The following is a 12328-nucleotide window of genomic DNA, read 5'->3' as shown; positions in this document are numbered from 1 at the left end:
TGCCGCTCACAGCGGTCTGCGCATGCACACCCGTGGCCAGCGGTCCAGGCCCAGTTCGGCCTCGGTCGCGCGGACGGCGCGCAGGCCCGGGGTGAGGTCCGCCTCGGCCAGGGGCCGGAAGCCGAGGCGGGCGTAGTACGGGGCGTTCCACGGGACCTCCGTGAAGGTGGTCAGGGTCAGGGCCGTCAGACCCTGCTCCCGGGCGTGGCCGGCGGCGTGGTCCAGCAGGGCGCGGCCCACGCCCCGGCGCGCGGCGCGCGGGTGGACCGAGACCTGCTCGATGTGCAGGGCGCCGTCGACGGGTTCGGCGAGGAGATAGGCCGCCGGCCGGCCCCGCTCGTCCGCCGCCACCCAGCAGCGGCCCGCCCCGCGGTAGTGCTCCAGGGTGTCGAGCGTGGGTGGTTCGTCGTCCGCGATCTCCGGCATGCCGAGGTCGCGGAAGGGGGCGCCGGCGGCGCGTTCGATGTCCTGGAGGCCGGGAAGTTCGGCGGGGGTGGCCGGGCGCAGACGCATACGGTGAGTATGCGGTGCGCGAGGAGGTCAGGGGGCCCGGTTCCCGGTGTCGGTGGCGGTCAGGGCCTCGGCCGGGCCGTTCACCGGCCTCGGCGTGCCGGTGAGGTCGAGGACGAACAAGGCGACGCCCAGGGCGTCGGCGCGGGCCCGGGCGTCGGCCGCGTACCCGGCGAGGGAGAAGTAGAGGCAGTCCGCGGACTCCGTCATCGCCGTCAGCCACAGGCATTCGACGTCCCTGAGGGTCGCCGGGCGTACGGCCGGGTCCACCTGCGCGACGACACCGCGTGCGGCGAGACCGATGCCGGAGGGCGGACGCTGGTCGGCCCTGCGGACGCCCCGGTACCCGAGCCAGCGCAGGTACAGGGCGGTGGCCGTGACGGCGTCGCGCGCCGTACGGATCGTGACGGAGGGGAAGGGAGGCCGGGCGGCCGCGGCGGCGCGCCGGACCGTCACCGCCTCGGAGGCCGCAGAGCCGTCCGCACGGGCTGTGCCGTCCGGGGCGGCGGCGCTCTCCCCGTCCTCCACGACCGCCACCCGCAGCACCAGCCCGCACGAACACCCCACCTCCGGGCGCGGCCACTCGCCGCGCCGCCCGCAGGTGCCGCACCGCACCGTCACCCAGTCGTCCCGCCAGATGCGGTGGGCGACGGTCGCCGCGGCGCCGGCCCGGTCCAGTCGCGGGGCGACCGGCGCACCGCACGGGCACGGGTACGCCGGTGCCGTGTAGCGGTGCTCGCGGCGGCAGGCCGGGCAGCGCACCGAGGCGGTCTCGGTCATGGTCACTCCAGAACCGTGTCGTATCGGGGCAGTGTGCCCATCGTGCTCCTTCGGCCCCCGCCCTGTCCGGCGCTTTCCGTCTCTTGACGCCCTTCGCCCACCCCACCTACATTCATTCCAGATCGTAGAAAATACTTTCCATAATACGGAAGAGCTCACCGCGGGGCGCGACGGGAGTGCGAATCCGACAGCCGAAGCAGGAGTACTCGATGGCTCGAATGACCGCTGCCCGCGCGGCAGTTGAGATCCTCAAGCGCGAGGGCGTCGCCGACGCGTTCGGTGTCCCCGGCGCGGCGATCAACCCGTTCTACGCGGCGCTCAAGGCCTCGGGCGGCATCGCCCACACCCTCGCCCGGCACGTCGAGGGCGCCTCGCACATGGCCGAGGGCTACACCCGCACCCACCCGGGGAACATCGGCGTCTGCATCGGCACCTCCGGCCCGGCCGGCACCGACATGATCACGGGCCTGTACTCCGCGACCGGTGACTCCATCCCGATCCTGTGCATCACGGGTCAGGCCCCGACCGCCGTGATCCACAAGGAGGACTTCCAGGCCGTCGACATCGCCTCCATCGCCAAGCCGGTCACCAAAATGGCCGTCACCGTGCTGGAGGCCGCGCAGGTCCCGGGCGTCTTCCAGCAGGCCTTCCACCTGATGCGCTCCGGCCGCCCCGGCCCGGTCCTCATCGACCTGCCGATCGACGTGCAGCTGACGGAGATCGAGTTCGACCCGGAGACCTACGAGCCGCTCCCCGTCTACAAGCCCGCCGCGACCCGCGCCCAGATCGAGAAGGCGATCGGGTTGCTGAACGCCTCCGAGCGGCCCCTGATCGTCGCGGGTGGCGGCATCATCAACGCCGACGCCGCCGAACTCCTCGTCGAGTTCGCCGAGTTGACCGGCACCCCGGTCGTCCCGACCCTGATGGGCTGGGGCCTGCTGCCCGACGACCACGAACTCAACGCCGGCATGGTCGGCCTGCAGACCTCGCACCGCTACGGCAACGCGACGTTCCTGGAGTCCGACTTCGTCCTCGGCATCGGCAACCGCTGGGCCAACCGCCACACCGGCAGGCTCGACGTCTACACGGCCGGGCGGACCTTCGTCCACGTGGATGTCGAACCCACCCAGATCGGCAAGATCTTCGCCCCTGACTACGGCATCGCCTCCGACGCCAAGGCCGCCCTGCGGCTGTTCGTCGAGGTGGCCCGCGAGCTGAAGGCGGCCGGTGCCCTGCCCGACCGGTCCGCGTGGGCCCAGGCCGCGCAGGAGCGCAAGGCGACCCTCCAGCGCCGTACGCACTTCGACGACATCCCGATCAAGCCGCAGCGCGTCTACGAGGAGATGAACAAGGCCTTCGGGCCGGAGACCCGGTACGTCTCCACGATCGGCCTCTCGCAGATCGCCGGTGCGCAGATGCTGCACGTGTACCGGCCCCGGCACTGGATCAACTGCGGCCAGGCCGGCCCGCTCGGCTGGACCATCCCGGCCGCGCTCGGCGTCGCCAAGGCCGACCCGGAGGCGTCCGTCGTCGCCCTCTCCGGCGACTACGACTTCCAGTTCATGCTGGAGGAACTGGCCGTCGGCGCGCAGCACCGTATCCCGTACGTCCACGTCCTGGTGAACAACTCCTACCTGGGCCTGATCCGCCAGGCGCAGCGGGCGTTCGAGATCGACTTCCAGGTCAACCTGGAATTCGAGAACCTCAACTCGCCCGAGCTCGGCGTCTACGGCGTCGACCACGTCAAGGTCGCCGAGGGCCTCGGCTGCAAGGCGATCCGCGTCACCGACCCCGCCGAGCTGGGGGCCGCCTTCGAGCAGGCCAGGAAGCTGGCCGCGGAATACCGGGTCCCGGTCGTCGTCGAGGCGATCCTGGAGCGCGTCACCAACATCTCCATGTCGACGACCAACGACATCGCCAATGTCGTGGAGTTCGAGGAGATCGCCACCGAGCCCGGCCACGCGCCGACCTCGATCAGGACGCTCAAGGTCTGACACGCGGGGGAGCGGAAGGGGCGGCCGTCCGGGAGGGCGAGCCGCCCCTCACGCGTTCCCGGCCTTCGAGGGCGCGGGCCACCTCACTCGCCGCCTCCGCCCCCGCCGCAGGAGAGGAAGGCGCCGCCCCCGCCGTTCGTACCGCGCGGCGCGTTCTTGAGGAGGGTCGCGCGGCCGACCTCGGCCCGGCGCACCAGCCCCGCCCGCAGCGCGAAGCGCGGCACCAGGAGCCGCAGGGCCGCCTCGCCGTGCAGGGCGACCAGCAGCAGCCGTTCGGAGTCGGTCAGACCCTGCCGGCTCGCCGGCAGGGGGTGCTCGTGGCGCAGCCCGCGGACGTGGCGGCGGGCTGCGCGGGTCGGCCCGAGCAGGGGGTAACGCAGCAGCCCCGCCTCCGCGAGCGGAACGCGCGTGAGGGCCACGGCGAGGCGGATCTCAGGGTCCTTCACCAACGCCCCGGGGGAGGCGGGCACCCGCAGGCAGGTGTGTACCGCGGCCGCCAGAGCGGAGGGCTGCCGCTCCGCCTCCACGGCGTCCGCGACACCCGCCCGGACCGTCCCGGGCAGGCCCGCCTCCACCAGACCCCGCAGATACAGCTCCACCACGGCGACGGTGACGGCGGCCCGCGGGCCTTCCCCCAGCAGTGCGATCTCGTGCGGCTCCAGCCGGACCGCCGTACCGTCGCCCATGGCTCCACCCCCGTACCGGGGCCCGCCGCCCCCGTGCCGGCGGGCCCCTGTGTGACGAGAATGTGCCCGGCCCCGGGGGCGGTTGAAGCCCCCGGGGCCGGGTTCAGAGCTTGATTTGAGGGTGCCGTACGGATTGTACGAAGGGTGCGGTAGACGCGCTCAGCGCTCGTGGTGCTCCGACAGCCCCGGCCAGTCGTCCGGACCGCCGCCCTGCCACTCGACGAGGTCGCTCTCGGCGACATCGGTGACGTACAGGTCGGCCAGGCGCAGGATCTCGGCGACGTCGTCGGTGTGGGTGGCGACGCCCAGCGGCTCCTCGCCCAGGGTGACCCGGCGGGAGCCGTCCAGGGCGGGGGCGTGAACCACGACATGCGGATGTTCGGTGGGAGGTGCCATGCCTTCAGGCTGCTGCGAACGGGACGGTTCCGCACCCTGGGAGGGTTGGGCCGTCCGGCGGTGCGAGGCTGGGCGCGACAGGACGTTCGCGCCGCCGGACGGGGTCGCGGGAGAGGGGTGGGTGGTGCTGGGACCGCGGCGGGTGCGACGGGCTCCGGGTCCGGCTTCCCTCAGGTCGAGAAGCCGGGCGGGCCTTTCACCACCGCACTGGCTCGCACGCCGCCGCGGTCCGCGCCCTGGCCGTGTCCGTGCCCGGGGGACCACCCCTCATCCGGGTCTCCCCGGGCGGTCGGACACGGTCAGGGAGTTCAGTCCTCGCGCAGGGCGCGGACCGCCTCCTCCACGCGCCTCCCGTACTCGGGATCGGCGGCGTGGAAGTGCGCGAGGTTCTTCTCGATCACGTCGTCGCGGGAGACCTGGGACAGGCCCCCGGTGATGTTCGCGACCAGACGGGACCGCTCCTCGGCGGACATCAGCCGGTAGAGCTCGCCCGCCTGGAAGAAGTCGTCGTCCTTGGTGTGGAGCGGGGCCTCGTGGGTGCCGGTGTGGCCGGAGACCGCCAGCGGCGCAGACAGCGGGCGGCCGGTCTCGACGGGGCCGTCGTAGGAGTTCGGCTCGTAGTTCTTGGCGTACCGGCCCTGCGGGTTGGACGCCATGAGGCCGTCCCGGCCGTAGTTCCGCGCGGTCGTGGCCTTCGGCGCGTTGACGGCCAGCAGGGTGTGGTTGACGCCCAGGCGGTAGCGGTGGGCGTCCGCGTAGGCGAACAGCCGGCCCTGGAGCATCTTGTCCGGGGAGGGGCCGATGCCCGGTACGAAGTTGTTCGGGGAGAACGCGGCCTGCTCGACCTCCGCGAAGACGTTGTCCGGGTTGCGGTCCAGCACCAGCCGGCCCACGCGCCGGAGCGGGTGGTCCGCGTGCGGCCACACCTTGGTCAGGTCGAAGGGGTTGAAGCGGTAGTCCGCCGCCTCGGCCACCGGCATCAGCTGGACGTACAGGGTCCAGGACGGGTGCACACCGCGCTCGATGGCCTGGAGCAGGTCCGTCTGGTGCGAGTTCGGGTCCTTGCCCGCGATCTCGGCTGCCTGCTCGCTGCTCAGGGATCGGATGCCCTGGTTGGTCTTGAAGTGGTACTTGACGAAGAAGGATTCACCGCGGCTGTTGGTCCACTGGTAGGTGTGCGAGCCGTAGCCGTTCATGTGCCGGTATGAGGCCGGGATGCCGCGGTCGCCCATCAGCCAGGTCACCTGGTGCGTGGCCTCGGGGGAGTGCGCCCAGAAGTCCCAGACGTTGTCCGGCTCCTGACGGCCCGTGAAGGGGTCGCGCTTCTGCGAGTGGATGAAGTCCGGGAACTTGATCGGGTCCTTGATGAAGAACACCGGGGTGTTGTTCCCGACGAGGTCGTAATTGCCTTCCTCGGTGTAGAACTTCACCGCGAAACCGCGCGGGTCGCGCACCGCGTCCGCCCCGCCGAGCGAGTCGGCCACGGTCGAGAAGCGCACGAACACCTCGGTGCGCCTGCCCACCGCGTCGAGGAAGTCGGCGTGCGTGAAGTCCGTGACGTCGTCGGTCACTTCGAAGTGGCCGTAGGCACCCGAGCCGCGGGCGTGCACCACCCGCTCAGGTATGCGCTCGCGGTTGAAACGGGCCAGCTTCTCCAGCAGGTGCTGGTCCTGGAGCAGGAGCGGGCCGCCGACGCCGGCGGTCGCGGAGTTCTGGTTGTCGGCGACGGGGGCGCCGGACTCGGTGGTGAGCACGCGCTGCGACATCGTGACCTTCCGTACGAGAGGGCGGCGGAAACAGTTTTCCGCTTTGTGGAGCCTAGGGTCGGGGCAATCGGAGCGTCAACAGTTTGTTGAAGTGGTGGGCATGGCTGGTTCCGGGCGGCGCCGCCGCTTTGGGCGCGACAGGACAGGTGTCAGCGGCTGCGCCGCCCGGGGATCGGGGCCCTCCGGGGTCACGAGGGCCGGGGAGGGTCAGGCCCGAGTGCCGGAGAGCCGCTCCACGGCCCGCAGCAGCGCCGAGTGGTCCAGGCCCCCGTCACCCTGCGCACGCAGGCTCGCGATCAGCTGGGCGACCACGGCGCCGATGGGCAGGGCGGCGCCGACGTTGCGGGCGGCGTCGGTGACGATGCCCATGTCCTTGTGGTGCAGGTCGATCCGGAAGCCCGGCTTGAAGTCCCGGCCGAGGAAGTTGTCCTTCTTGCGGGTCAGCACGGTCGAGCCGGCGAGTCCGCCGCCCAGGACGTCCAGAGCCGCCTTCAGGTCCACGCCGGACTTCTCCAGGAAGACCACGGCCTCGGCGCACGCCTGGATGTTCACGGCGACGATCAGCTGGTTGGCTGCCTTCACGGTCTGGCCGGAGCCGTGCGGACCGCACAGCACGATGGTCTTGCCGAGCGCCTCGAAGAGCGGCTTCGCCTGGTCGAAGTCGGCCTGTTCGCCGCCCACCATGATGGACAGCACGGCCTCGATCGCGCCGGCCTCGCCGCCGGACACCGGGGCGTCCAGGACGCGGATGCCCTTGTCCTTCGCCGCCCTTGCCAGGTCGGCCGAGGTCTGGGGCGTGATCGAGGACATGTCGATCAGCAGCGCGCCGGACCGCGCGTTCTCCAGGATGCCGTCGGGGCCGTAGGCGACGGCCTCCACCTGCGGGGACGCCGGGACCATCGTGATGACGACGTCGGCGTCCTTCACGGCCTCGGCGATCGAGGAGGCGGCGGTGCCGCCGGCGGCGGCCAGGCGGTCCAGCTTGTCCTGCTCCAGCGTGTAGCCGGTGACCTGGTAGCCCGCCTTGATCAGGTTCTCGGACATGGGGGAGCCCATGATGCCGAGTCCGATCCAGGCGACCGTGGGGAGTGTGCTCATGATGGGGTGCCTTTCGGATACGGGGTCAGCGGGACAGCCAAGCGAAGGCCTCGGCGCTCGGGCGGTCGCCCGGCTTGTACTCGAGGCCGACCCAGCCGTCGTAGCCCGCCTTCTTCAGCCGGTCGAGGAGGTCTTCGAGGGGCAGTGAGCCCGTGCCGGGCGCGCCGCGGCCCGGGTTGTCGGCGATCTGGACGTGCCCGGTCTTCGGGGCGAACCGCTCGATCACCCCCGGCAGGTCCTCGCCGTTCATGGACAGGTGGTAGAGGTCCATGAGGAAGCGCGCGTTGTCCAGCCCCGTCGCCTCGTTGACCTTGTCGACGACCTCGACGGCGGCCGGCGCGGACACCAGCGGATACAGCGGCGACTCGGGCTTGTTCAGCGCCTCGATCAGCAGGATCGCGCCGATCCGGTCGGCGGCCCGGGCCGCCAGGGCCAGGTTCTCCAGCGCGAGCGCGTCCTGCTCGGCCGGGTCCACGCCCTCGACGCGGTTGCCGTACAGGGCGTTGAGTGCCGTGCAGCCCAGGGAGGCGGCGAAGTCGGCGGCCACGTCGATGTTGGCGCGGAACCGCTCCGACTCCTCGCCGGGAAGCGACAGGGCGCCGCGGTCGGGGCCCGGGAGCTGCCCGGCGTAGAAGTTCAGCCCGGTGAGCCGGACGCCGGCGTCCTCGATCGCACGCTTCAGGGCGTCGAGCCCGGACCGCTCGGGGACGGGCGAGTCGACCCAGGGCCACCACAGCTCGACCGCGGTGAAGCCGGCCGCCGCGGCGGCCGCGGGGCGCTCCAGGAGGGGGAGCTCCGTGAAGAGGATCGACAGGTTGACGTTGAAGCGCTGGTCTGCGAATCCCATCGGGGCGGCGCTCCCTTCCTTGAATCTGCGGCGTCTCTACTACTTCCGCATTGCGGAATCTTGTTTCTGCTTAACGGAAGACTGCCCGCGGGGTGCGAGGGCTGTCAAGAGGGGCTGCCGGAAAGTCCGTCCCGCGCGTTAGGTTGAGCGCGTGCGACTGAGAGTGGAGTTCACGACCGAGCCGTTCGACCTGGACGAGGCGCCCGCGCACGCGGTGGTGGCCCGCGAGGTCGTGGAGGCCGCCGAGCTGGACGCCGTGGACGTGGGCCCGTTCGGCAACACCGCGGAGGGTGGTGCCGACGCGGTGCTCAGCGCCGTGGACGCCCTGCTCCGCAAGGCCCTGGAGGCCGGCGCCACCCGCGTCACGCTCCAGGTCAACGTGGTCGAGGAGGGCGGCGCGTGAGTGGTGCCGGGGACGAGCCGTTCATCGCGGCCGTGAAACCCCTGGTCGACGCGATGGGCGGCGAGATGATCCCGCCCGACGAGGCCGGCCCCGACGACGTCGTCCTGGCCTGGGCGGGCCGGGACGCCGTCGCCGTGCGGCTGCCGCAGCTCGCCGACTCCCTCGATCACATCCTGGCCGCCATGGAACGCCGCAAGGGCATGCCGCTGGCGGACCTGGACCGCAGGGCCAAGCAGGAGGTCGTGCGGATACTCGAGGCGCGCGGCGCCTTCTCCGTCCGGCACGGAGTGGAGACGGTGGCGAGCGCCCTGGGTGTCAGCCGCTTCACCGTCTACAACTATCTCAACCGCGAGAAGGGGGCCTGACCGGCCGGATGTGTCGGTCCGGTTTCGCGCCCCGGAATTTTCAACAAACTGTTGACGTGCTGTCGCGGGAAGGCGTTAGCTATCGGCACGCCCGTTCAGCACGACGGCCGAATCCGGCCACGGAGGCTCCCGTGACGTCCACTTCCACGCCGCCGGGCCTGACCCGGTTCAACACCCTCGAGGAGCACGCGGCCCACGCCGCCCTCCACGAGGTGTGCGCCGCCACGGCGTGGGCGAAGCGCCTGCTGGCCGCCCGCCCCTACGCCACCTGCGAGGACCTGTACGCCGCGAGCGACGCCGCCATGGCGGGCCTGACGGCCGCGGATCTCGACGAGGCGATGGCCGGGCACCCGCCCATCGGCCGCCCCCGGCCCGGTGACCCCACCTCCGCCCGGGAACAGCGCGGTATGGCCGGCGCCTCCGACGCGCTCAAGGCGGAGATGCTGGAGCTGAACCTCGCCTACCAGGAGAAGTTCGGCCATGTCTTCCTGATCTGCGCCACCGGCCGGACCGGCGAGCAGATGCGCGACGCGGTCAGGGAACGGATCGGCAACACACCGGACCGGGAGCGGGAGATCGTCCGCACCGAACTGGGGAAGATCAACCGCATCCGCCTCGCCCGGCTCGTCGAAGAGGAAGCCTGACCCCATGAGCACCAGCAGCACCGCCTCCGTGTCCACGCACATCCTGGACACCAGCGTCGGCCGGCCCGCCGCGGGCGTCGCCGTCCGCCTGTCCGCCCGCGCGGGCCGCGAGGCGGCCTGGCAGGAGCTCGGCGGCTCCGCCACCGACGCGGACGGCCGGTGCAAGGACCTCCCGGCCCTGCCGGAGGGCACCACCCATGTACGGCTCGACTTCGCGGTGGAGCCGTACTTCGAAGAATCTGCGAAGAAGCAAGCCGATGCGCAGCAGGACGCCCCCGCGAATCGGGACAGCGGCGCCGGTGTGTTCTTCCCGGAGGTGGCGATCACGTTCGCCGTCGTACCGGGCGAGCACTACCACGTACCGCTGCTGCTCAACCCGTTCGGCTACTCCGTATACCGAGGGAGCTAGCTCATGCCCACCATCCTGGGACAGAACCAGTACGGCAAGGCCGAGAACCGAGTCGTCAGGATCACGCGGGACGGCGCCACCCATCACATCAAGGACCTCAACGTCTCCGTCGCGCTGAGCGGCGACATGGACGAGGTCCACTACTCCGGCTCGAACGCCAACGTCCTGCCGACCGACACCACCAAGAACACGGTGTACGCGTTCGCCAAGGAGCACGGCATCGAGTCGGCCGAGCAGTTCGGCATCCACCTCGCCCGGCACTTCGTCACCAGCCAGGAGCCGATCCACCGGGCCCGGATCCGCATCGAGGAGTACGCCTGGGAGCGGATCGAGGCCTCCGACGCCACCTCGCAGTTCATCGGCGCCGACGAGGTCAAGCACTCGTTCGTCCGCAGGAACCAGGAGGTCCGGCTGACCCAGATCACCTACGACGGCTCGTCGTGGGAGGTCATCTCCGGCCTGAAGGACCTGGTCGTGATGAACTCGACCAACTCCGAGTTCTGGGGTTACGTCAAGGACAGGTACACGACGCTGAAGGAGGCCTACGACCGCATTCTGGCCACCGAGGTCTCCGGCCGCTGGCGGTTCAACTGGACCGACGACGAGCAGCGCATGCCCAATTGGGAGAAGTCCTACGAGCAGGTCAAGAAGCACATGCTCCAGGCCTTCGCCGAGACCTACTCCCTCTCGCTGCAGCAGACGCTGTACCAGATGGGCGCGCGGATCATCAATCACCGCGGCGAGATCGACGAGGTCCGCTTCTCCCTCCCGAACAAGCACCACTTCCTGGTCGACCTGGAGCCGTTCGGGTTGAAGAACGACAATGAGGTGTACTACGCCGCCGACCGCCCCTACGGCCTGATCGAGGCGACGATCCTCAGGGACGGCTGCGAGGCGAGGATCCCGGAGGACCTCACCAACCTCTGACGCTCACCCTTTCGGCACCCGTGGCCGGGGAACCCTCCTCCCGGCCACGGCACTCAAAACTCCCAGGGTCCTGCCGTGCCCTCTCCATTCAGCACACTTCGTGAAAAGGGACGAACCATGGCAGCTCAGCGGCGCACCGTCATCGAGAACTGCGCGATCGCGACCGTCGACGGACACGACACGGAGTACGCCTCCGGGCACGTCGTCCTCGCCGGCCACCGCATCGAGTCGCTCGGCGCGGGCGCGGCGCCCGAGGGCCTGGAGAACGTCGTACGCCGTATCGACGCCACCGGCCACCTCGTGACCCCCGGCCTGATCAACACTCACCACCACTTCTACCAGTGGATCACCCGCGGTCTGGCCACGGACCACAACCTCTTCGACTGGCTCGTCGCCCTCTACCCCACCTGGGCGCGCATCGACGAGCCCATGGTCCGCGCCGCCGCCCAGGGCTCCCTGGCGATGATGGCCCGCGGCGGCGTCACCACCGCCATGGACCACCACTACGTCTTCCCCCAGGGCTCCGGCGACCTGTCCGGCGCGATCATCGGCGCCGCCCGCGACATGGGCGTCCGCTTCACCCTCGCCCGCGGCTCCATGGACCGCAGCGAGAAGGACGGCGGCCTGCCCCCGGACTTCGCCGTGGAGACCCTCGACGGCGCGCTGGCCGCCACCGAGGAGACCGTGCGGCAGCACCACGACTCCTCCTTCGACGCCATGACCCAGGTCGCCGTCGCGCCCTGCTCACCCTTCTCCGTCTCCACCGAACTGCTCCGCGACGGCGCCCAGCTGGCCCGCCGCCTCGGCGTCCGGCTGCACACCCACGGCTCGGAGACCGTGGAGGAGGAGAAGTTCTGCCACGAACTGTTCGGCATGGGCCCGACCGACTACTTCGAGTCCACCGGCTGGCTCGGCGAAGACGTGTGGATGGCGCACTGCGTCCACATGAACGACTCCGACATCGCCGCCTTCGCCCGGTCCCGCACCGGCGTCGCGCACTGCCCGTCCTCCAACGCCCGCCTCGCCGCCGGCATCGCCCGCGTGCCCGACATGCTCGCCGCCGGCGTCCCCGTCGGCCTCGGCGTCGACGGCACCGCCTCCAACGAGTCCGGCGAACTCCACACCGAGCTGCGCAACGCCCTCCTCATCAACCGCCTCGGCGGCCACAGGGAGGCCGCCCTGAACGCCCGTCAGGCCCTGCGCCTGGGCACGTACGGCGGCGCCCAGGTTCTCGGCCGGGCGGCGGAGACCGGTTCCCTGGAGCCCGGCAAGCTCGCCGACCTGGTGCTGTGGAAGCTGGACACGCTCGCCCACGCCTCCATCGCCGACCCGGTGACCGCCCTGGTCTTCGGCGCGGCCGCCCCGGTCACCGCCTCCTTCGTGAACGGCCGGCAGATCGTCGAGGACGGACGGCTGCTCACGGCCGACGAGGAGGCCATCGCCCGCGCCACGCGGGACGAGGCCCGGCGGCTGGCGAGGATCGCCGCCGAGGCCTGAACACCC

Annotated in this window: 14 protein-coding genes; 7 read left to right on the top strand and 7 right to left on the bottom strand. The window is 71.2% G+C overall.

What is annotated here, in order from left to right; genetic code table 11:
- Positions 1-6 precede the first annotated feature (6 nt).
- Together ADK65_RS00175 and ADK65_RS00170 are read right to left on the bottom strand one after the other, a co-directional pair.
- Entirely contained in the window at positions 7-513 is a 507-nt protein-coding gene (locus ADK65_RS00175; protein ID WP_053667672.1) for a GNAT family N-acetyltransferase, read from the bottom strand.
- A 27-nt stretch (positions 514-540) separates the two neighbouring features.
- On the bottom strand, positions 541-1290 hold the full coding sequence (locus tag ADK65_RS00170) for a hypothetical protein (RefSeq protein ID WP_053667671.1): 750 nt from the start codon (positions 1288-1290) through the stop codon (positions 541-543).
- Between the two features lie 209 nt (positions 1291-1499).
- On the opposite strand from ADK65_RS00170, the gene gcl reads away from it, so the two are divergent.
- Positions 1500-3284: a glyoxylate carboligase gene (gene gcl, locus ADK65_RS00165; protein WP_053667670.1), complete on the top strand. Its 1785-nt coding sequence runs from the start codon at positions 1500-1502 to the stop codon at positions 3282-3284.
- Positions 3285-3367: 83 nt separating this feature from the next.
- On the opposite strand, the gene ADK65_RS00160 is transcribed toward gcl, so the two are convergent.
- The 5 genes from ADK65_RS00160 to ADK65_RS00140 form a co-directional block, all read right to left on the bottom strand.
- On the bottom strand, positions 3368-3970 hold the full coding sequence (locus tag ADK65_RS00160; protein ID WP_053667669.1) for a hypothetical protein: 603 nt from the start codon (positions 3968-3970) through the stop codon (positions 3368-3370).
- Between the two features lie 159 nt (positions 3971-4129).
- Entirely contained in the window at positions 4130-4366 is a 237-nt protein-coding gene (locus ADK65_RS00155; protein WP_053667668.1) for a hypothetical protein, read from the bottom strand.
- A gap of 308 nt (positions 4367-4674) precedes the next feature.
- The gene (locus ADK65_RS00150; protein ID WP_053667667.1) at positions 4675-6132 is read right to left on the bottom strand and encodes a catalase; all 1458 of its coding nucleotides are present in this window, start codon (positions 6130-6132) and stop codon (positions 4675-4677) included.
- Positions 6133-6339: 207 nt separating this feature from the next.
- Complete coding sequence (locus ADK65_RS00145) at positions 6340-7230, bottom strand: 2-hydroxy-3-oxopropionate reductase (RefSeq protein WP_053667666.1); 891 nt, start codon at positions 7228-7230, stop codon at positions 6340-6342.
- Between the two features lie 25 nt (positions 7231-7255).
- The gene (locus ADK65_RS00140) at positions 7256-8077 is read right to left on the bottom strand and encodes a TIM barrel protein (protein WP_053667665.1); all 822 of its coding nucleotides are present in this window, start codon (positions 8075-8077) and stop codon (positions 7256-7258) included.
- A gap of 151 nt (positions 8078-8228) precedes the next feature.
- Here ADK65_RS00140 and ADK65_RS00135 point away from each other — a divergent pair, with 151 nt between their 5' ends.
- The 6 genes from ADK65_RS00135 (at position 8229) to ADK65_RS00110 (ending at position 12322) form a co-directional block, all read left to right on the top strand.
- Complete coding sequence (locus ADK65_RS00135) at positions 8229-8480, top strand: hypothetical protein (RefSeq protein WP_053667664.1); 252 nt, start codon at positions 8229-8231, stop codon at positions 8478-8480.
- Positions 8477-8845: a helix-turn-helix domain-containing protein gene (locus ADK65_RS00130; RefSeq protein WP_053667663.1), complete on the top strand. Its 369-nt coding sequence runs from the start codon at positions 8477-8479 to the stop codon at positions 8843-8845. The genes ADK65_RS00135 and ADK65_RS00130 overlap by 4 nt, the downstream gene beginning before the upstream one ends.
- A 131-nt stretch (positions 8846-8976) precedes the next feature.
- Positions 8977-9489, top strand: a complete 513-nt coding sequence (gene uraD / locus ADK65_RS00125; protein WP_053667662.1) for a 2-oxo-4-hydroxy-4-carboxy-5-ureidoimidazoline decarboxylase — start codon at positions 8977-8979, stop codon at positions 9487-9489.
- A 4-nt stretch (positions 9490-9493) separates the two neighbouring features.
- Positions 9494-9898, top strand: a complete 405-nt coding sequence (gene uraH, locus ADK65_RS00120; RefSeq protein WP_053667661.1) for a hydroxyisourate hydrolase — start codon at positions 9494-9496, stop codon at positions 9896-9898.
- A gap of 3 nt (positions 9899-9901) precedes the next feature.
- Positions 9902-10825: a factor-independent urate hydroxylase gene (pucL, locus tag ADK65_RS00115; protein ID WP_053667660.1), complete on the top strand. Its 924-nt coding sequence runs from the start codon at positions 9902-9904 to the stop codon at positions 10823-10825.
- A gap of 117 nt (positions 10826-10942) precedes the next feature.
- Positions 10943-12322, top strand: a complete 1380-nt coding sequence (locus tag ADK65_RS00110; RefSeq protein WP_053667659.1) for an 8-oxoguanine deaminase — start codon at positions 10943-10945, stop codon at positions 12320-12322.
- The last annotated feature ends 6 nt before the right edge of the window (positions 12323-12328 follow it).

The sequence above is a fragment of the Streptomyces sp. NRRL B-1140 genome, assembly GCF_001280065.1.
Lineage (GTDB): Bacteria > Actinomycetota > Actinomycetes > Streptomycetales > Streptomycetaceae > Streptomyces.
The sequence above is the reverse complement of the archived record's forward strand: the minus strand, read 5'-3'. Positions and strand labels throughout refer to the sequence as shown.

What these genes read in the sequence shown, in the direction of transcription:
- ADK65_RS00175 (WP_053667672.1), bottom strand. Translation starts at nt 513, where the DNA reads ATGCGTCTGCGCCCGGCCACCCCCGCCGAACTTCCCGGCCTCCAGGAC.
- ADK65_RS00170 (WP_053667671.1), bottom strand. Translation starts at nt 1,290, where the DNA reads ATGACCGAGACCGCCTCGGTGCGCTGCCCGGCCTGCCGCCGCGAGCAC.
- gcl (WP_053667670.1), top strand. Translation starts at nt 1,500, where the DNA reads ATGGCTCGAATGACCGCTGCCCGCGCGGCAGTTGAGATCCTCAAGCGC.
- ADK65_RS00160 (WP_053667669.1), bottom strand. Translation starts at nt 3,970, where the DNA reads ATGGGCGACGGTACGGCGGTCCGGCTGGAGCCGCACGAGATCGCACTG.
- ADK65_RS00155 (WP_053667668.1), bottom strand. Translation starts at nt 4,366, where the DNA reads ATGGCACCTCCCACCGAACATCCGCATGTCGTGGTTCACGCCCCCGCC.
- ADK65_RS00150 (WP_053667667.1), bottom strand. Translation starts at nt 6,132, where the DNA reads ATGTCGCAGCGCGTGCTCACCACCGAGTCCGGCGCCCCCGTCGCCGAC.
- ADK65_RS00145 (WP_053667666.1), bottom strand. Translation starts at nt 7,230, where the DNA reads ATGAGCACACTCCCCACGGTCGCCTGGATCGGACTCGGCATCATGGGC.
- ADK65_RS00140 (WP_053667665.1), bottom strand. Translation starts at nt 8,077, where the DNA reads ATGGGATTCGCAGACCAGCGCTTCAACGTCAACCTGTCGATCCTCTTC.
- uraH (WP_053667661.1), top strand. Translation starts at nt 9,494, where the DNA reads ATGAGCACCAGCAGCACCGCCTCCGTGTCCACGCACATCCTGGACACC.
- pucL (WP_053667660.1), top strand. Translation starts at nt 9,902, where the DNA reads ATGCCCACCATCCTGGGACAGAACCAGTACGGCAAGGCCGAGAACCGA.
- ADK65_RS00110 (WP_053667659.1), top strand. Translation starts at nt 10,943, where the DNA reads ATGGCAGCTCAGCGGCGCACCGTCATCGAGAACTGCGCGATCGCGACC.